Origin of the sequence: Tunturiibacter gelidiferens, assembly GCF_014201335.1 — a bacterium.
Classification (GTDB): domain Bacteria; phylum Acidobacteriota; class Terriglobia; order Terriglobales; family Acidobacteriaceae; genus Edaphobacter; species Edaphobacter lichenicola_E.
The window spans coordinates 209,569-228,413 of sequence record NZ_JACHEB010000002.1 but is presented as its reverse complement, the minus strand read 5'-3'; the positions used below and the strand labels follow the sequence as shown (position 1 = coordinate 228,413).

At 59.2% G+C, this 18,845-nt stretch carries 15 protein-coding genes; 6 read left to right on the top strand and 9 right to left on the bottom strand.

Annotated features, from left to right (window positions below; translation table 11 throughout):
• Positions 1-45: 45 nt before the first annotated feature.
• Positions 46-921: an aldo/keto reductase gene (locus HDF14_RS04755; protein ID WP_183974059.1), complete on the top strand. Its 876-nt coding sequence runs from the start codon at positions 46-48 to the stop codon at positions 919-921.
• 15 nt (positions 922-936) lie between these two features.
• Here the strand turns inward: HDF14_RS04755 and HDF14_RS04750 are convergent, their stop codons facing one another.
• A complete protein-coding gene (locus tag HDF14_RS04750) occupies positions 937-1,746 on the bottom strand; it encodes a hypothetical protein (protein WP_183974057.1) in 810 nt (269 codons plus the stop codon).
• A 205-nt stretch (positions 1,747-1,951) separates the two neighbouring features.
• Between HDF14_RS04750 and HDF14_RS04745 the strand changes: the two genes are divergently transcribed.
• Entirely contained in the window at positions 1,952-3,289 is a 1,338-nt protein-coding gene (locus HDF14_RS04745; protein WP_183974055.1) for a TCR/Tet family MFS transporter, read from the top strand.
• A 173-nt stretch (positions 3,290-3,462) separates the two neighbouring features.
• A complete protein-coding gene (locus HDF14_RS04740; protein ID WP_183974053.1) occupies positions 3,463-4,500 on the top strand; it encodes an alcohol dehydrogenase in 1,038 nt (345 codons plus the stop codon).
• Positions 4,501-4,515: 15 nt separating this feature from the next.
• On the opposite strand, the gene HDF14_RS04735 is transcribed toward HDF14_RS04740, so the two are convergent.
• Positions 4,516-6,015 (bottom strand): hypothetical protein, encoded by a 1,500-nt coding sequence (locus tag HDF14_RS04735; protein WP_183974051.1) that lies wholly within the window; start codon positions 6,013-6,015, stop codon positions 4,516-4,518.
• A gap of 63 nt (positions 6,016-6,078) precedes the next feature.
• A complete protein-coding gene (locus HDF14_RS04730; RefSeq protein WP_183974049.1) occupies positions 6,079-7,452 on the bottom strand; it encodes a DUF2252 domain-containing protein in 1,374 nt (457 codons plus the stop codon).
• 136 nt (positions 7,453-7,588) lie between these two features.
• Between HDF14_RS04730 and HDF14_RS04725 the strand changes: the two genes are divergently transcribed.
• Entirely contained in the window at positions 7,589-9,415 is a 1,827-nt protein-coding gene (locus HDF14_RS04725) for an AI-2E family transporter (protein ID WP_183974047.1), read from the top strand.
• Positions 9,416-9,711: 296 nt separating this feature from the next.
• Positions 9,712-11,154, top strand: coding sequence for a pyridoxal phosphate-dependent decarboxylase family protein (locus tag HDF14_RS04720; RefSeq protein ID WP_183974045.1), 1,443 nt, complete (start codon positions 9,712-9,714; stop codon positions 11,152-11,154).
• On the opposite strand, the gene HDF14_RS04715 is transcribed toward HDF14_RS04720, so the two are convergent.
• From HDF14_RS04715 to lpxC, 4 genes are all read right to left on the bottom strand, one after another.
• Positions 11,147-11,851 carry a CADD family putative folate metabolism protein gene (locus tag HDF14_RS04715; protein ID WP_221304555.1) on the bottom strand — a complete coding sequence of 235 codons (705 nt, stop codon included), beginning with the start codon at positions 11,849-11,851 and terminating at the stop codon, positions 11,147-11,149. The genes HDF14_RS04720 and HDF14_RS04715 overlap by 8 nt on opposite strands.
• Before the next feature lie 128 nt (positions 11,852-11,979).
• Positions 11,980-14,397, bottom strand: coding sequence for an ABC transporter permease (locus HDF14_RS04710; RefSeq protein ID WP_221304554.1), 2,418 nt, complete (start codon positions 14,395-14,397; stop codon positions 11,980-11,982).
• Between the two features lie 90 nt (positions 14,398-14,487).
• A complete protein-coding gene (folK, locus tag HDF14_RS04705) occupies positions 14,488-14,973 on the bottom strand; it encodes a 2-amino-4-hydroxy-6-hydroxymethyldihydropteridine diphosphokinase (RefSeq protein ID WP_183974043.1) in 486 nt (161 codons plus the stop codon).
• A 96-nt stretch (positions 14,974-15,069) separates the two neighbouring features.
• Complete coding sequence (gene lpxC, locus HDF14_RS04700; protein ID WP_183974041.1) at positions 15,070-15,987, bottom strand: UDP-3-O-acyl-N-acetylglucosamine deacetylase; 918 nt, start codon at positions 15,985-15,987, stop codon at positions 15,070-15,072.
• 153 nt (positions 15,988-16,140) lie between these two features.
• Here lpxC and HDF14_RS04695 point away from each other — a divergent pair, with 153 nt between their 5' ends.
• Positions 16,141-17,277, top strand: coding sequence for a M20 family metallopeptidase (locus tag HDF14_RS04695; protein ID WP_183974039.1), 1,137 nt, complete (start codon positions 16,141-16,143; stop codon positions 17,275-17,277).
• Positions 17,278-17,286: 9 nt separating this feature from the next.
• On the opposite strand, the gene HDF14_RS04690 is transcribed toward HDF14_RS04695, so the two are convergent.
• A complete protein-coding gene (locus HDF14_RS04690; RefSeq protein ID WP_183974037.1) occupies positions 17,287-17,889 on the bottom strand; it encodes a Maf family protein in 603 nt (200 codons plus the stop codon).
• Between the two features lie 49 nt (positions 17,890-17,938).
• The gene (locus HDF14_RS04685) at positions 17,939-18,844 is read right to left on the bottom strand and encodes a D-hexose-6-phosphate mutarotase (RefSeq protein ID WP_183974035.1); all 906 of its coding nucleotides are present in this window, start codon (positions 18,842-18,844) and stop codon (positions 17,939-17,941) included.
• Position 18,845: the final 1 nt, after the last annotated feature.

The window sequence follows — 18,845 nt, the reverse complement described above, 5'->3', positions numbered from 1 at the left end:
CCCAAAGGCAATTCGGCGTAGTCTAAACTCCAAGGAGATCGCGCCATGCTAAGGAGAGACTTCCTTCGCCGCTCGACCCGCACCCTCGGAGCGACCCTTCTCGCCCGATCCGCCATCGTTCGCGCCGCTCTTCTCGAGCCGGACCCGCTCCCCCAGAAATTCCACGCGCAGGACGAGGTTGTCCTCGGCAAGACCGGCATCCGCACCAGCCGTCTCGCCATGGGAACCGGCACCATCGGCTTCGGCGGCGCCTCCAACCAGACCCGCCTGGGCACATCCCCGCTTACCAGACTCCTCCTCGACGGCTACAACGACAACGGCCTTCGCTTCTTCGACTCCGCCGACTCCTACGGCAGCCACCCCTACGTCGCCGAAGCCCTCAAACACATCCCTCGCGACAAGGTAGTCGTTCTCACCAAGACCGACACCCGCGACGCCGCCGGCGTTCGCGCCGACCTTGACCGCTTTCGCAAAGAGCTAGGCGTCGACTACATCGACATCGTTCTCATCCACTGTGTCACCGAAGGCGACTGGACGACACGCTACCGCGGAGTCATGGACGTCCTCTCCGAAGCGAAGCAAAAAGGAGTCATCCGCGCACATGGCGTCTCCTGCCACAGCCTTCCAGCATTAAAGGCCGCTGCAGCCTCCCCGTGGGTCGAGGTCGATCTCGTCCGGCTCAACCCTATCGGCTCCCATATGGACGCAGACCCCGCCACCGTCATCAGCGTGATCAAGCAGATGCGCGCACAAGGGAAGGGAATTATCGGCATGAAGATTCTCGGACAAGGTGACCTCCGCGACAAGCCCGCTGAAGCCATCCGCTACGCCCTCGGCACCGGAGTACTGGACGCCTTCACCATCGGCGCCGAATCCCAAAAAGAACAGAACAATCTCATCCAACGCGTAGCCGCCGCCTGACACCAGTCGACCTCATTACCGCTCCAGCATCTCCACCGCCTGCGCCACGCTGATATCCGGCGGCAGCTGCTGAAACTCGCTGTGGATCATATGCTCGTTCCTGCCAATCTCTTTGAACAGCATCGCCTTTCCTTCAATCGCGGTATTCACCACAGCGTCCTTCCAATCCCCACCCGGCTCCATCTCATGCGTCGTATTGAAGCTGCTACCCGCATGGACCGTTCCAAGCAATCCATATCCCAAACTCACATCCTGAGGCATCTTTCCTTCAATCATGTGCAGCTGTAACGTCCGCTGATCCACCAGGAGCGTACCCGACATCGCATGCAGCACACGCTCCTCCAATGACTGCGTCTTGTACGCAGGATCAGGTCGAAACCCAATCTCCAGGTCGCTCCCATCAACCCGAGGGTCGTTAAACAGAAAGGCCTTTCCCAGCAGTGTCAGCATCTGTTCTGCATGGTCTTCGTCGCTTTTCGTCGCCTGCGCCCGCCGCTGAAACTCCTCAGGATGCAACTCAATCTGCGCCAGCTTTGCTCTCTCTAGCGTCGCGCGATCTCCGCTCAGAGGCTTGCCATCTTCAGCCAGCAACAGCCTCACCTTACCCACCGAGGTCTCCACCACGCGCTCTCGCCACAGATGCCCGCCCGTCCGCTCCGACCGCTCTTCCGAAAGATACATATAGAGATTGCGATGCTCTGCCGGATCACTCTCATGGGTCAGCATCGAGTCCACAACCTGTTTCGCCGCATTCGAACTCTGGGCGCCCAGGCTCCCAACGCCTAGCAGACAGACCGACACCATCACTCCAGCAACAAAACGCATTAACCTGTCATCCCCTAGCCTGTACGACACAAAACTCAATAGGGACACCCCGCACCAGTAAAGCACGCCGACAACACAATTCTGGTCAAATCCCAACAACCTCTATTACAGACGCGATCGCCACTGCGCAAGACTCACCCACAACAGATAGCGCCGAAATATCCAATAAACCGCAATAAAACTCACGTAGACTGCCATCAATCGCATGGCTGAGTCGTCTCAAAATCCGCCGCCTCAAAACGCAACACCGGATCCCATGATGACCGAGCCCGAGCTCGTCTCCGCCGACCTCACCGCCAACGCGACCCTCCCACCCGTCCCACCCTCAGGCCGTCGCGCCGCAGCCACCTTCATCTTCTTCACCGTCGCCCTCGACATGCTCGCCCTCGGCATGATCGCCCCGGTCCTGCCCCGCCTCATCGAAGGCTTCCTCCGCGGCGACACCTCTTCAGCCGCCCGTATGCTCGGTCTCTTCGGCACTGTCTTCGCCGCCATGCAGTTCTTCTTCTCCCCCATCGCCGGGTCTCTCTCCGACCGCTTCGGCCGCCGCCCCGTTGTCCTGCTGTCCAACTTCGGCCTCGGTCTCGACTACGTCCTCATGGCCTGGGCTCCCGCTCTCAACTGGCTCTTCCTCGGCCGCGTCATCTCCGGCCTCACCTCCTCCAGCATCCCCACCGCGATGGCTTACATGGCTGATGTCACACCACGCGAGCGTCGCGCCGCAGCCTTCGGCATGTTGAACGCAGCCTTCGGACTTGGTTTCGTTCTCGGTCCCGCCATCGGCGGCCTGCTCGGCAACATCAACCCTCGCCTGCCCTTCTGGGCCGCCGCAGCCCTCTCCCTCATCAACGGTCTCTACGGCCTCTTCGTCCTGCCCGAATCCCTCTCCAAAGAAAACCGCAGCCCCTTCTCCTGGACACGGGCCAACCCCGTCGGCTCGCTCACCCTGCTCCGCCACGGCGGCATGATCGGCATCGCCGCCATCCTTCTGCTCGGCTACATCGCCCAGCAGGTCCTTATGAACGTCTACGTCATCTACGACGACTATCGCTACCACTGGACCAACCGCACCGTGGGCCTCTCGCTGGCCGTGGTAGGAGTCTTCACCGTCATCTATGGCGCGTTCCTCATCAAACCCGTCGTAGCCAAATTAGGCGAGCGCGGCGCAATGACTATCGGCCTCATAGGCGGAGCTCTCGGCTATTCGATGATCGGCTCTTCCAAAACCGGCCTCCTCGTATGGATCGGCATCCCCTTCCTTAATCTCATGTCCTTCACCTGGCCCTCCGCTCAAAGTCTTCTCTCCCGCAAAACCAGCCCCTCCGAACAAGGCCAGCTTCAGGGAGCCATCAACGGCCTGCGCGGCATCGCCGGACTTGCCGGCCCCGGCTTCTTCACCTACATCTTCAGCAAGTCCATCGGCATCGGCGCCATCGTCCGCACTCCCGGCGCACCTTTCTACGTCGCCGCTTCCATGCTCCTCATCGGCCTCATCGTCACCCAATACGTCACCCGTACCCCCAGGGCCGTGCTACAACCCTGATTGTTGGCCGAATCCAATTCTCCCGCATCACTTTCCACAAGCGCCGCATCGAACAGCCGTGTTCGGAAGAATTCAGAACCCTGGCCGCTGGGTACGGCGGCGCTAGCCCTCCGCCTCCAGTCGAGCCGGTAAGTGCTTTTCAACCATGATTGCAAGTTCAACCAGGAGGATCTATGGCTACAACGTCAGTCGCAGCAGGAACCATGAAGGTAGCGCAGATTCCCAAGCCCAAGACCGATTTCGAGATCGTCGAACGCGAAATCCCCAAGCCCGGCGCAGGACACGTGCGGATCAAGGTGCAGGCCTGTGGCGTCTGCCACAGTGACGCCCTCACCGTTGAAGGTTTCTGGCCCGGCATTGAGTATCCCCGGATTCCAGGACACGAAGTAGCAGGCGTCGTCGATGAACTGGGTGACGGCGTCTCCGCGTGGAAGAAGGGCCAGCGTGTCGGCGTCGGCTGGCACGGCGGTCACGACAATACGTGCTCCGAATGCCGGCGCGGGGACTTTGGCAACTGTAAGAACATGAAGATTCCAGGCATTAGCTATGACGGCGGATATCAGCAATACATGGTGGCCCCCGAGGAGGCGCTGGTCGCAATACCCGACAGCCTGAGCGACGTTGAAGCAGCGCCTTTGCTCTGCGCCGGAATTACCACTTATAACGCCCTTCGGCACAGCGGTGCTCTCCCTGGTGACCTTGTCGCGGTGCAGGGAATCGGCGGCTTGGGGCACCTGGGAGTTCAATTCGCAAACAAGTTTGGCTACAAGGTCGCAGCCATCGGACGTGGCCCGGAAAACGAGCCGCTTGCGAAGAAGCTTGGCGCAACTCTCTACATCGACAGCAAAGCGACGAAGGCATCGGAGGAGTTGCAAAAGCACGGCGGAGCGAAGGTGATTATCGCAACAGCGCCAGACTCGAAGTCGATATCCGAGTTGATCGACGGTCTGGGACCAAACGGCAAACTCATCGTGATCGGTGTGTCATTTGATCCCATTGAGGTAACACCGGTACAACTCATCACCGGTCAGAAATCTATTCAGGGATGGGCCTCAGGCATTCCATCCGACTCCGAAGACACCCTGCGCTTCTCCGAACTTACCGGCGTGCGTCCCATGATCGAAACCTATCCGCTGGAAAAAGCCGGCGAAGCCTACGCACGAATGATGAGTGGCCACGCACAATTCCGCGTCGTTCTCACCATGAGTTAGCCAACGCAGGAAACATCAGTAGAGTTCCGCTCGATCGTTATGTTGCGAAGCCCGGGCGATGCCCAGCAATGCCCCACGTCTCCCCGGAGCCTCCGCGAGTGCTGTCTGAAACTCCTTTAGCGCGAGCTCGGATTGTTTCTCCTGCAGGAGCAAATCTCCAAGCTGTTCGCGGGCAGGCAAAATCGGTCCCGGTGTCACCGGCTGCTTTTCGATGGCATCCTCCTGATCGGCTGCGGCGCGCAGCAACACCAACGCTTGATGTGGGTCGCCACTAGCCTGCGCGGCCCACGCCATGACTTCGCTCGCCAAAACTCCGGTCTGGGTGGACCAATAGTTATCACCCGAGAGGCGGAGCTGCGCCTCGATCTGCCGAAGTCGATCCACGTTCTCGCGCGCGTCCTTCACATGTCCAGTCCGTGCTAGTCCCATTCCCCTGGACCACACCGCGATCGCGACAACCGAAGGCGGTGCGCCTGTCGGGACAGAGATACTTGCGGCGTCGTCCCATCGACCTCGCTCGACTGCATCGCGGATGGGAATAGCGGTGGCCGCATAGGCTATTCCGAAGTTGCTCATATTCAATTTCGGCATCGCCTTCATGTCCTGAACGACCTGGCTGACCTCTTTGTCGCCTCCCGTCTGCAGATAGGCATAGACGAGATAGTCCATCGCATGCAGCTCATCCAGGGTATCGCCATGCTGGTGCGCGGCCTGCCTTGAGGCGAGATTGGACTCGATGGAGTCGTTCCACAAGCCCAGCCTGGTAAAGATATGCGATGGCATATGCAACGCATGAGGTGCCGAGGGAGCAATTTGCGCGTAGGCTCTCGCCGCAGGCAGACCACGTTCGGCAAGCTCCTGACTGTCACAGGCGTGGATAAGATAGTGAGCGATTCCCGGATGGTTCGGGTACTCGCGGTTCAGCGGCTGCAGAAGATCGATTGCCTGCTTTTGCTTCGCGTGCGTTTTATCAGTTGGAGATGCATTGGCCAAAAGAGCCAGCGCATAGAACACCTGTGACTCGACATCCCTGCTATTCTTCCTGGCGACCTCTGCCATCGCCTGTTCGTAGGCAACGGTACGCATGCTGGAGGTGAGCCCGTTGGACTCTCGATAGAGCGCCCCAAGCGCATGGATGAACCCCCGTTCCCGGTCAGACTTTGCGCCTAGACGCGTCGCCTCCAGCATCTCCTTTTGTCCCATCGGAAACGCTGGAGGAGGCAGGTTCGGGGACCAAACCTGATGGAAATAAGTCATGGCCACACCCCAGTGCGCCATGCCACATTGCGGGTCCATTCGCCCTACACCCTGAAATGTCTGTTCCGCAGAGGCGTAGGCGAAGGAGTGCAGCAAAGCTATGCCACGGTTGAACTGTTCCTGCACCGAAGGCGCGCACGAGATCGGAAACGATACCTCTCCCAATCTTTCGGGGATGCTGTGGTCGTGCATCTCCTGCGCCGACGACAGGGATGCGACGAACAACAGGCTCACCGAGACTCGCCAAAGACGAATCATACTTACCTCTCACAACGTATCTGAACTGTAGACGAAAATCCTCACGTCGTCCTTCAACTCACATCATTTCTTCAGCGACTTCACCAGCTGCTTCCAATCCAGCTCCGTCTGGTCTGCATAAGCTTCCGCAAACGCCGTAACTGCTTTATCAAACCGAGGCGACGTCCCCAGGTATCCTGCGACCATCGCACTATCGCCAGCCCGAGCATGACCTCGCGCCAGCATCTCCCCGCACACTCCCGCATACTCCAGCAGTCCAACCGACTTCAAATTCTCCAACTGAATCGAAGCCTTGTGATCGTTCAACTGCCTCACTAGATAGTCTCTGCCTTCCATCGTCGTCCATCCCAGAAACGGATCCGACTGCAACTGCATCGCGCGCTCCCCATTCACCACTCTCTGTCCGTGGTGCAGCTTTGCTTTCCTCCCCTTCAACTCGCCAGCCACATACGGCGCGTACCCCGACGGAACCTCCTCCTTCACCTGCAGAAAAAGAGGATCTTTCGGCCCTTTGCCTTCCATGTAAATCACATAATCCCGCAGCCCCACCGAACCCGTCCCCACAACTTTGAACGCAACATCCATCGGCCTGTACTGTGCCAGAAAGTGTCTTCGCTCCGGCTGCAGGCTCTGAGCATACAGCGTCAGGGCATCCACCACCTGCTCCGCGGCGCCCCCTGTCAACCGCTTCAGATTCGGCGGAATCGTCCGAAACACCCGTTCCGGCCGCTCCACCGGCTTCGCAACGTTGCTACTCTTCACCTTTTTTTTCACAACTGGCTTTTGCTCCTCCACCTCGGTCAGCGTAAGCAGCGTATGTCTAGGCGTAGCTCGCTCCGCCATCAGCAAAATCCCCGCTACGGGCGACACCTGTCCCAGCCGATGCACCTGGTACTTCGCCACGTCCAAAACCGGCATCCTCGCGAACGCATGCATCTTCATCCGATACTGTTCCAGAAACACTGTCGCAGCCTCCCTGCAATGCAAGCTCTTGGCTCCCGCCCCACGTCCCGCCAGCACCAGACTCGTCGCCATCCGTTTCACATCCCACTCGAACGGCGCCACAATCGTCTCGTCAAAATCGTTAATGTCGAAGACCAGCCGCCCATCCGGCGCTGCAAATGCCCCCAGGTTCCTCACGTGCGCATCTCCGCAAAGCTGATTGCAGATCCCCGTGTTCGGCATCAGCGACAGGTCATACGCCATTACCGGCACCGCCCCGCGAAAATATGCAAACGGCGACGCCGCCATCAACTGGTTCTTCAGTGCCACCAGCGCAGGAACGCGTCCACGCGTCGATACCTCCAGCAGCTTCAGCGGATTCTCTTTCCGCTGCTTCGCGGTCCAAGTCCGATGATGCATACGCCGCATCTGTTTCCGCCGTTGCTGTCCAAAAACAAAGCTCTCCTTCGCACTCAACGTTCGCGTACTCTCCATCGTCACTCCTCCACAAATCTGCAACCAAGAGTCTAGTCCTCCCGTGTTGCAAACATCCGTCAGCCGTCAGCTCGATGATGTATCCTTGCCCGCGTAAGCTCAAGCCATCCGGCAGTCCACGAGGTCCCTCATTCCAATGCCCCGCGTCAGCACCGCCGAAATCTCCCGGACTCAGCCTGTGCTTGTGCTCGCAGTCACCGTCCTTATCCTCTACTTCGCACGCGATCTCCTCATTCCCCTCACCTTCGCCCTTACCCTGTCATTCCTGTTGGCTCCCGCCGTCAGCCGCCTCGAAAGCCGCCGTGTACCCCGCGTTTTGGCCGTCGCATTAACCTGCATCGTGGCTTTCATCGGCATCTTCAGCGTCGGCTACGTAGTCTCTCGCCAGCTTCTCAACGTAGCCAACGATCTCCCGGCCTATCGCCTCAATATCCAGCGCAAGCTGGCCACCGTCCACTCCCCCGCAGAACAATCCCTCGAGAAGGCCTTCAACGCGGTCGAAGGCATCAGCGGCGACATCACCACAACTGCTCCGCCCACCGCTACCCAGGCACCTACACAAGTCCAACCCGTCCGCATCATCGACCCCGACCGCACCCAGCTTCAAACCACCGCCGAACTCCTCATGCGCTTCCTCCGCCCCATCGGAACAGTCGGCGTCGTCATCGTCTTCTCCATCTACCTCCTCATGAAACGCGAGGAACTCCGCCACCGCATCCTCCTGCTCGCCGGCATGGGACGCATCAACCTCATGACCCAGGCCCTGCAAGAGGCCGCCACCCGCATCAGCCAATATCTTGTCTTCCAGTTAGCGGTCAACGCAGCCTATGGCATCCTCTTCGGAGGAGGCCTTTATCTCATCGGCGTACCCGACGCCACCCTTTGGGGAGCCCTCGCCGGAATCCTCCGCATCGTCCCCTACGTCGGCACAGCCACCAGCCTCGCCCTTCCCCTCATCGTCTCGGTCGCCATCTCCACCACCTGGTGGCCGCCCATCCTCATCCTCGGCCTCTTCCTCGCGCTCGAACTCACCGCCACCAACTTCGTTGAACCCTGGCTCTACAGCACCCGCACCGGCATCTCCTCCCTCGCCCTCCTCGCGATGGCCATCTTCTGGGCGCTCCTCTGGGGATGGCCTGGCCTCATCCTCTCCACCCCGCTCACCGTCTGTATCGTCGTTATGGGCCGCCACGTCCCCCAGCTATCCTTCCTCCATACCCTCCTCGGCACCGACGCCGAGCTCTCCGCCGAAGCCCTCTTCTACGAGCGCCTCCTCGCCATGGACCAGCAGGAAGCCCGCGCCGTCGCCAATCGTTTCCTCGATGGCAAGCCCCTCGTCGAGCTATACGACTCCGTCCTCATCCCGGCTCTCGCCCTCGTAGAACAAGACCGACACCAGGGCAACCTCGACGACAAGCGATCCGACTTCTTCTTCCTCACCATCGGCGAAATCGTCGCCGAACTTACCGACTACCATCAGAAGCAGCCAGCCGACACCTCTCCGGCAACCCCAAAGCGCATCTCACGCCAGATCGAAAACGACTTCGCCGTCGTCTGCATCTCCGTCAGCGATCAGGCCGACGAGCTCACCACCCTCATGCTCGGCCAGCTCATGGAGCGCGCCTCTCACCCCACCCTCCTCCTCTCCGCCGCCTCCGTCGCAGGCGAGATTCTCGACTCCCTCGCCGCCGAGCCCACCACCGTCGTCTTCATCTCGGCGCTACCCCCCTTCGCCTTCTCCCAGGCCCGCGCCATCTGCCAGCGCGTCCGTTCCCACCTGCCCAACAACCGCATCATCGTAGGCCTCTGGAACTCCCCCAACGATCCCGACCAGACCCCCGAACAACTCATCGAACGCTTTGGCAGTGGCAAACCCAACATCATCGTGACCTCCCTTGCCCAGGCCCTGCAGCAGCTAACGAACTGGCATCGCCAGCAATCCAGCCAGTTCATGCGCTTCTAAACGCCAACCAGCACGCAAAGAAAAGTTCAGACCACCCACCCCTTCAAACTCAACCCACCCTCTGAGAACCTGTCAAAAAGAAACGCCATCTGAAACCGTGTAAAAAAACTCGTCATCTCGACCGAAGCCGTGCGGTATCATCGCACGGCGGAGTGGAGAGACCCCCGTATTTCGTCTCTGTTTTTGCCTTTGTCGTTCGTTCTGCCTGAGCAGATCCCCCATTCTCGACAGTTTTCTAGACAGGTCCTGAGACACGAAACCGAGTGTCCCCTCAATAATCCAGCTAAAATCTCGCCATGGAAGACAACAGCTCCATCTTTAGCTCTGCCCTGACGCTCGCGTTGGCCCATGCGCTCGATCACCTCTCCCCCGACGACCACCGCCCCGTGAACGCCCCCGCTTCGCTCGCCACTCTCCGTGAAAGGCTCGACCTCCCTCTCAACGAAGCCTGCATAGCACCCAAGACCGTCCTCAACGATCTCGTCTCAGGCGTCGAAGGAGGCATCATCGACTCCGCCGGAGGCCGCTTTTACGGCTGGGTCATCGGAGGCTCACTTCCCGCTGCTCTCGCTGCCGACTGGCTCACCTCCGCCTGGGATCAAAACGCCGGCCTCTTCGCCTGCTCCCCCGCAGCAGCCGTCGTCGAGGAGACAGCAGGCCGATGGCTAAAGGAACTCCTCCACCTTCCCCTCACCGCCAGCTTCGCCTTCGTCACGGGAGCGCAGATGGCACACACCACCTGTCTCGCAGCAGCCCGTCACGCTCTGCTCGCGCGCAACAACTGGGACGTCGAGCAGAACGGTCTCTCCGGCTCTCCCACCATCCGCATCCTCACCAGCACCGAGAAACATGGCACCGTCAACCGCGCCGTTCGTCTTCTCGGTCTCGGTGAAAAAAACATCACCACGCTTCCCGCCGACCCCAACGGCCGCCTCTCCGAAGAATCACTCAAGCAAGCACTCGAAGCCGAACCCACAACACCCACGATCGTCGTCCTCCAAGCTGGCGACTTGAACCTCGGAGCCTTCGACGACTTCACCACCCTCATCCCACTCGCAAAAAAGCACAACGCCTGGGTTCACGTCGACGGAGCCTTCGGCCTCTGGGCAGCCGCAAGCCCGCGCCTCCGCCATCTCCTCCACGGCGTCGAAGCCGCCGACTCATGGGTCGTCGACGGTCACAAATGGCTCAACGTCCCTTACGACTCAGGCTACGCCTTCGTGGCCGACCGAGCAGCCCACCGCGCCTCCTTCGCCTATCACGCCACCTATCTAACCCATGACGACAACAACGCCCGCGACCAGATGGACTGGAATCCGGAATTCTCACGTCGCGCCCGAGCCTTCGCAACCTACGCTGCTATCAGGCAACTCGGAATCTCCGGAATAACCGACCTTATCGACCGTACCTGTACCCACGCCAACGCAATCGTCACCCGCATCGGCGCTCTCCCCAACGCCGAGATCCTCGGGACGCCTCAAATCAACCAGGGCCTCCTCCGCTTCCACCACCCCAGCGCCGAAGCCACCGAGCAGGATCACGACGCCTTCACCAATCGCATCATCGCCGAGATCCTCGCCACCGGCGAAGCCTTCTTCACCGGCACCACCTGGCAAGGCCGCAGAGCCATGCGCGTCAGCGTCTGCAACTGGCAGACCTCCTCCACAGATGTGAATCGGGTCTGCCGCTGCGTTTCAAAAGTTCTCGAGAAGATGTCCGCGAACGAGCGAACTAATTAACCGCAGTACGCTGCCGCTCCACGCCATCCAGAGCAACCCAAAGCGCCTTCGCCGCACGCTCTCCAGCCGCCAGCACAGCCTCTTCATCCTCAGGCGCACCCGCAAGCTGCTTATCAATCAACTCGCGCCACACGCTCGCATGCGCAACATCAGCCGTCTGGTGCAGCGTAAAGTAACCCGCCGCAGCACCCTCAGTCCCATAATGCTCCGCCAGCCCTTCAGCCTTCGTCGTCGCAATCGCCGGCACCTTCGACTCATACGCATACAGCGCCGCCATCGCAGCCGGAGCCTTCTCCTCCTGCATCAGCTCGCGGAACGTCGTCATCAGTGCCGTCATCTCAGGCTGCACCGCACGCCCTTCGACCTCACCACGCGAAGCCCCCATCCCCGCAGCAAAGTCCATCCACAAATCGCTATGCGCACGAGCCGTCGCCGCATCTACGCCCTCTTCTTCAGCAAGGTTGCGCAAAACCTCACGCCGCATCTCCCCATCCGGCAGCCGCGAATGCAGCGCGCTCAGATAAGTCGGAAACGCCGAAACATGATGCCAGTACTCCGCCGCATACTCCCGCAGATCCTCGCGCGTCAGCTCACCCTTTGACCACGCCTGATAAAACGGGTGCTGCAACAGGTTGAACGGCGCAACGCGCTCCTCAAAACGGCTCCAGAACCCAGCATTCGTCGAAATCAAAGACATAATCAAGCTCCAATCAGAAATTCTCGCGCATCATACCTTGCGATGCTGTCAGTGTACCGCGCCCCCAGCAGTCGCGTAGATCCACATGCGGAAATCTAGGTCCGCCAATCCCATCTCCGAACCCGAACTCACTCAGCCCTAAGAGCCTCCGTCGGATCCACCGAAGCGGCGCGCCGCGCCGGAACCACCGCAGCCGCCACTGCGATGAGAACAACTCCACCAACCGTTATCGCCACCGACGCAGGATCGAAGCTACTCGTCCCAAAGAGCAACCCACGCACCACACGCGCAATCGCAAAGGCCGCCACTCCCCCAGCCACCAGTCCAAACACAACAGGCCACGCAATCTGACCAAGCACCAGCCTCACCACATCTCCCCGCGTAGCCCCAACCGCGATCCGAACGCCGATCTCCCGCGTGCGCTGCGCAATCGAGTACGACAACACGCCATACATCCCAACACCGGTCAATATCAGCGCCAGCAGAGCAAACACATCCAGCAGAATCGCCGTCACTCTCTGCCGCGCCACAGTATCCGACAGCACCTCGTCCATCGTCTGGACATGGTAGATCGGCTGCGTCGGGTCGATCTCATGCACCGCCGCACTCGCTGCCGACGCCACACTCTCAGGAGCGATCCTCGTTCGCACCAGCACCACCGCATGCGTTCCGAAGCCCGGCGTATACATCACCGGCGTCGCGTCCGCACTCACGCCCACCTCTCGCGCGTGCGACACCACACCATAGATCGGAAACTTCTCTGGCTGTGGACTCAGCACCCCCAGCAGAAGAGTGGTCTCCCCCGGGTCTCGGCCAGCAAGATACCGATCCACGAACGCCTGGTTCACAACAAACAGATTCGTACCCCTGTCGATGTCCTTCTGCTCAAACAGCCGTCCCTGTCGCAGCCCCAGCCCCATCGTCTTGAAGTAGTCAGGACTCACCGTCCGAAGCTGCGCAAACGGATACGTCCCCGCCGCTGGCTTCGGCGCACCCGCAATCAGGAAGCGCGACATAGAAAGAGAATCCTTCAGTGGAATCTGCGTAGTGCTTGCGACCGACAAAACTCCCGGCACATGTCCCACCTTCTCCAGAAGCTGTTCATAAAACCGATTCGTCTCCAGCGTTTCGTCCTGATATCTCGGCTCCGGCAACGTCACCTCGAAGCTAAGCAGATGGTCCGTGCGAAATCCGGGATCGACCGCCGCAAGCCTCTGAAAACTGCGCAGCAATATCGCACCAAGAAACAGCACCACCACCGCAAACGCGATCTCAACCCCCATCAATATGCTCTTACCCCGCCTCCCCACGCTGCTCTGGTCTCCCGGCCTCAGTGCATCCACCAACTCGCGCGGCCTCTTCATCACCGGTAACAGGCCGAAGACCAGCGCCATCACCATACAAACCCCAAACGTGACCAGCAGCACCGGAACGGTCAATCGGATCGACTGAATCAACCCATGATCCACCCCCGCAGTATGCGACAACGCCACCCTCAACAAAGGCAGCGTCACCGCAGCAAGGGCCGTCCCCAACCCGCCTCCAAGCACACAAAGCATTAACATCATCGCCAACGACTGGCCAAACAACCGACCAGTACTAGCCCCAAGCGCCTGCCGAATCGCAACCTGACGACGATCAGCCGCAGCCCTCACCAGCAGCAGGTTCGCAACATTCGCGCAGGCAATCAGCAACACCAGCACCACCGAGCCCATTAGGCTCAACATCGCAGGCCGCAGTGCCCCGACAAGCTGCTCACGCAGCGGCCGCAGCGCCACACCCACCGATCCATTCGTAGCCGGGTAGCTCAGCGCCAAACTTCCGGCCACCGTCTGCATGTCCGCCCGCGCCTCTGCGACCGAAACCCCAGGCCGCAACCGCCCCAGCACATTCACCGTATGCCACACCCGCGACTCCTGCTCCTCCTTGCTCAGTAACGAGAGCGGAAGCCAAACCTCGCCCTCTGCCGGAAACGCAGCACCCGCAGCCAACACTCCAACCACCGTATAAGCCGAGCCATTCAAATCGACAGCACGCCCAATCACACCTGGGTCGCGGCTAAAGTATCGCTGCCAGGCCTCTGCACTTAGCACCACAACATGGTTGTTCCCCGCACTGTCATCCTGCTCCACAAACGTGCGGCCAAGCTGCGGCATAGCACCCAGAAGCGAAAAGAAGTTTCCCGACGCCAGTACCTTGCGCACCTGCTCGGCCCGACCATCAACCACCAACGACATCGTCTCCGGTGCGCTCGAAGAGTACGCCGAGACCTGCTCAAAACTCTTCTGCTGCCGCTTCCAATCCAGATAATCAGGAAACGTAACCTCAGCTCCGGCCGCTACCTGCGGGTGCGTCTCATAGATCCCCACAATCCGATCCGCGCTCTGAAACGGCAGTGACTGCAGCAGCAGCGTATACACTGCGCTAAAGATCGCAGCGTTGGCCCCGATCCCCAAAGCAAGCGTGAGCACTGCCGCAACCGTGAACCCCGGCGCTCTACCCAACTGCCGCATCGCGTAGCGAATATCGTTGAACAAATTGTCCATGGGTGTCCGTCCTGTCAGGTAGACGATAGGACTAACCCATAGTTACGCAAGAGAAGAAAATCGTTGCCAGCCAACTCAGTCCCAACCAACCTACACGCGCTCCAGCAGCTCCGCCACCGTCAGCCCCAGCACCGGATGCACCCACTCCGGCGCAATCTCCTTCAGCGGCTCGAGCACAAACCGGCGCTCCTGCATTGCAGGATGCGGCAACGTCAGCTCCTCCGTCTCCATCACCACATCGCCCCACTCTCGATCCGCATAAAGCAGCAGATCGAGATCGATCACCCGAGGTCCCTTTGCCACCGACGCCGCCCGGTCACGCCCCATCGCCCGCTCCACCGTCAGCAACTCCCGTAGCAAAGCCACCGGCTCCAAATCAGTCTCGATCAGCAGCGTCCCATTCAGAAATCTGGGCTGCTCCAAAACCCCCACCGGTTCCGTATCGTAAAACGAAGAGACCCCGGTCACCTCACCCAGCTCCGCAATCAACCCGACGGCCTGTTCGAGATTCGCCTGCCGGTCTCCAAATTCCGAATCGAGGTTTGACCCCAACGCAATCGCCGCGACAGCCTTCATCCGCACACCACCTGAAAACAGTGCGCAGCAGCCACACAAATCACCACATCTAAACCACAATCCACCATCGCCCAACCACGCGTTTTCACCACAGAATTACGAAACAGTAGCTGGCTGCAGCCTTCCCATCATTCCAGCCGGTTCCGCCACTTCATCATACCCGTGAGCCAGCTCCCACGCCGAGCGGTCCCGCATAAGTCGTTGCACAAGAGCAGTATGCATCGCATGACCCGCCCTCTCGGCCACCACCCGGCCCTGAATCCTGCGCCCCGCCAACGCCAGATCCCCAATCAAATCCAACACCTTATGCCGGACAAACTCATCATCGAACCGAAGTGGCCCATTTTCAACACCTTGCCGCGAAAGAATAATAGCGCTCTCGTCCGAAACCCCACGAATCAGCCCCATATCCCGCAACATCGCCTCATCTTCTTTAAACCCGAAAGTCCGCGCCGGAGCAATTAATTTAACGTAATCCCCGGTCGCTAAGTCACCCTTAAACGTCTCATAACCAATGGGTTGCGGAAAGTCAATCGTATACTGAATGCGGTACCCGGACCCCGGGTAAACCCCGATAAACTTCGATCCCTCCCGAACCTCAACCTCTTTCAAAACCTTCAGGTATTCGCGTTTTCGCCTCTGCTGCTTAAGCCCCACAGAATGAAAAGCTTGCACGTAAGGCAAAGCACTTCCATCTAGAATCGGAACTTCAAGATTGTCCACCTCGACGATCACGTTATCTACGCCAAAGCCGATAAGAGCAGAAAGCAGATGTTCGGTAGTTGAAATCAGAACGCTCTGCCGCATAAGGCTCGTTGCATAACTAACCTTGGCAACATTTCGCCCGATCGCAGCAATCTCAAAGTTGTCTAAGTCAGTGCGACGAAAGACGATACCGGATCCGGCAGGCGCCGGGATCAATCGCATCAGCACAGGTGCCCCGCTATGTAAGCCGATGCCGCTGAACTCTATCTCCGAACGGATTGTCTGCTCAAAATGAGCTTCCAAAGCCACGAAACGGCGCCTCCGACAAAACCATTTGTGAGATTACAGTGGAAAACGATTCTGCCGATGTGGCAAATAAGCCACATAATCCCCTTTGGAATGACTACTTTTTTCCTCAGGAAATCACTCAACTAACACCTTTGATTGCTATAACATCCGGCCATGGATTCCGCAGCGATCCTCAATACCGTCGACAAGAAAAAGGGGTGGGTCCAAGGCACACTCCGGGAACTCGTCCAGCAGGAGTCTCCAAGTGAAGACCGGCATGCAGTTAACGCAGCCGTCGACTTGGTCGAACTTTGGTCCCGAAACCTAGGAGGACGAGCCAAACGCCATAGACAGCGCCAATTCGGCGACGTTTTGGAGCTTCGTTTCGGCCCCGCCCGCTCCCCTCAGAAACCAGTTCTGCTCCTCGGCCACCTCGACACCGTCTGGCCCCTCGGAACCCTTAAAACGATGCCGTGGCGTAAAGCTAAGGGACGGCTATGGGGACCCGGCGTACTGGACATGAAAGCCGGCGTAGTGATGGCTCTGACCGCCATACAAACCCTGCAGCAGCTCAAGTTAGCTCGCCCCGTAATCCTCCTTTTGAACAGTGATGAAGAGGTAGGGAGCACCATTTCTCGTCCCATCACAGAGAAATTAGCCCAACAGTGCTCGGTAGTCCTGGTTCTTGAACCCGCCCAAGGCCTCGCCTACAAGACATCTCGCAAGGGAGTAGGCCAATACAATGTGCAGGTTACAGGCGTTGGCGCACACAGCGGAGTGGACTTCGAGCGCGGCCACTCTGCAGTCCTCGAACTGGCAAAACTCATCCAAACTATCTCAGGATTCACCAATCTCGAGCGCAAACTGACGGTAAATTGTGGTGTCATCGCTGGTGGAACGCGGTCCAATGTCGTCCCCTGGCTTGCCTCCACTGAGGTCGACGTCCGCATCGCAAAAGCCAGCGACGCCTCCTATGTCGACAAACTTTTCCGCAGCCTCAAAGTCTCCGATCCCGACTGCAAACTCACCATCACCGGCGGCATCAACCGCCCCCCCATGGAACGCAAACCCGGCACAGTTGCACTATTCAAGAAAGCCAGGTCGCTTGCAGCAGAACTCGGCTTCGCACTCGAAGAAGCTTCGACCGGCGGCGGCTCCGACGGCAACTTCACCGCCGCCCTCGGCATCCCGACGCTGGATGGCATGGGCGCAGTCGGAGACGGAGCCCATGCCGCTCACGAGTCTGTCGTCATCGAACATCTTGTGCCGCGAACAGCTCTGTTAGCAGCGATGATCGCAACCATTGAGTGAACAGGCCGTCTAAACCTTCTCTACGACAGGCCCACTCTCCGATTCAGCGTGCGCCAGCGCCGCAATCGTGCGAGCAATCGGCAGACCGACCACGTTGAAGTAGCAACCCTCAATCCGCGGAATCCATCGCGCCGCATATCCCTGGATCGCATACGCGCCCGCCTTATCCAGCGGCTCGCCACTGGCGATATACCTCGCGATCTCCACGTCGGTGATCACGTTAAACGTCACTTGCGTGATGTCGAGATCCCGAACTGTCCTCTTCGCACTGATCGCCGCAATTCCCGTCAGCACCGCATGAGTGCGCCCACTCAACATCTCCAGCATGCGGCGTGCATCGGCGCTATCGGTAGGTTTGCCCAAAATGTGTCCCTCAACAACGACACACGTATCGGCGCCCAAAACAACCAGCGGATCATCGGCCGTATCCGAGGACCGATGAGCGTTCCAGACTGCCTGCGCCTTCTCTTCAGCCAACCGCTGAACATAAGCGGCCGCAGCTTCGTTCGGCAAAAGATCTTCGTTAAGATTTGCGGCCTCTGCGGTGAATCTGAGACCTGCCTGAGCGAGAAGTTCGTGGCGACGTGGCGAAGCGGAAGCAAGTATAAGCATCACCCTCTGAGACTATCGGTACCGCCGCCCATCCGCAAAATCGCGCGTCCTAACTACCAATCTCCTCGACCGAAACCCGCGCCTGCATCGCGTGTGTAGCGCCCGGAGCAAGCGTGATCGCATCCGTCGCTGCGTTGACCGTTTCAATCGCCACAAACTCATGCCACTCCGTAGGATCCATATCAACCAACTTTGCCGCTCCCTCTTCCCACGGATTCCACACGACCGTAGTGGTCGAACCGGTCTTCGCGACCGAGATATGGCGCTTGCCTGCATGATCCTTCAGCACGCAGGTAGCAGTTGTGTCCAGATACACCCGATCGGTCGGACCTGTAACTGTGACATCACCCTGCTGCAGCTTCTTATTGAAGTTATCGGTTTTGTCGAGATAGCTGACACCGTCCAGTCCCAAAATAGCAATCTCGTGAATATCCGTGACCGCGTAGTAGGTGTGCAGAGCTTCTTCAAATACAAGCGGCGCACCACCATCGTTGGCCACGGTCAGTTGCATCGTGAGCGTGCGCCCAATCGTGAGCTGATAGGCCAGGCGGAACTGATCGAATCCCAGACTGCGGCTAAGCTCGTTAGGCCCCAACGTAAACGTAAGGTGCAGATCCTCTCCGGCAAGCGCGGCAAAGGCAAGCGTCCAATCCTGAATCCTCGCAAAGCCATGCGACGGACCTGTCTTTCCGTCATGGCGGTTCGCAAACCAAGGGAACGCAATCGGCACTCCGCCACGAATTGCCTTCCCCGGCATCAGTTCGGTTTTGCGGCTGGTAAAGATAACAGGCTTGTGTCCAATAGGTTGCCACGCCGCCACATGTGCGCCCTGCAAATACACGGTTGCTGTCGCGTGTGGAGTCGTGATGTCTGCGCGAATGAGTCCGCTCGCCGTCGCGCGAAATGCAAGAACGCCCGGCAGACCAAAGTGCTCGTTCAGTTGGTTGATATCCATA

Coding starts and splice junctions, on each gene's coding strand:
- HDF14_RS04755 (WP_183974059.1), top strand. CDS start 46: ATGCTAAGGAGAGACTTCCTTCGCCGCTCGACCCGCACCCTCGGAGCG.
- HDF14_RS04750 (WP_183974057.1), bottom strand. CDS start 1,746: ATGCGTTTTGTTGCTGGAGTGATGGTGTCGGTCTGTCTGCTAGGCGTT.
- HDF14_RS04745 (WP_183974055.1), top strand. CDS start 1,952: ATGGCTGAGTCGTCTCAAAATCCGCCGCCTCAAAACGCAACACCGGAT.
- HDF14_RS04740 (WP_183974053.1), top strand. CDS start 3,463: ATGGCTACAACGTCAGTCGCAGCAGGAACCATGAAGGTAGCGCAGATT.
- HDF14_RS04735 (WP_183974051.1), bottom strand. CDS start 6,015: ATGATTCGTCTTTGGCGAGTCTCGGTGAGCCTGTTGTTCGTCGCATCC.
- HDF14_RS04730 (WP_183974049.1), bottom strand. CDS start 7,452: ATGGAGAGTACGCGAACGTTGAGTGCGAAGGAGAGCTTTGTTTTTGGA.
- HDF14_RS04725 (WP_183974047.1), top strand. CDS start 7,589: ATGCCCCGCGTCAGCACCGCCGAAATCTCCCGGACTCAGCCTGTGCTT.
- HDF14_RS04720 (WP_183974045.1), top strand. CDS start 9,712: ATGGAAGACAACAGCTCCATCTTTAGCTCTGCCCTGACGCTCGCGTTG.
- HDF14_RS04715 (WP_221304555.1), bottom strand. CDS start 11,851: ATGTCTTTGATTTCGACGAATGCTGGGTTCTGGAGCCGTTTTGAGGAG.
- HDF14_RS04710 (WP_221304554.1), bottom strand. CDS start 14,397: ATGGACAATTTGTTCAACGATATTCGCTACGCGATGCGGCAGTTGGGT.
- folK (WP_183974043.1), bottom strand. CDS start 14,973: ATGAAGGCTGTCGCGGCGATTGCGTTGGGGTCAAACCTCGATTCGGAA.
- HDF14_RS04695 (WP_183974039.1), top strand. CDS start 16,141: ATGGATTCCGCAGCGATCCTCAATACCGTCGACAAGAAAAAGGGGTGG.
- HDF14_RS04690 (WP_183974037.1), bottom strand. CDS start 17,889: ATGCTTATACTTGCTTCCGCTTCGCCACGTCGCCACGAACTTCTCGCT.
- HDF14_RS04685 (WP_183974035.1), bottom strand. CDS start 18,844: ATGGATATCAACCAACTGAACGAGCACTTTGGTCTGCCGGGCGTTCTT.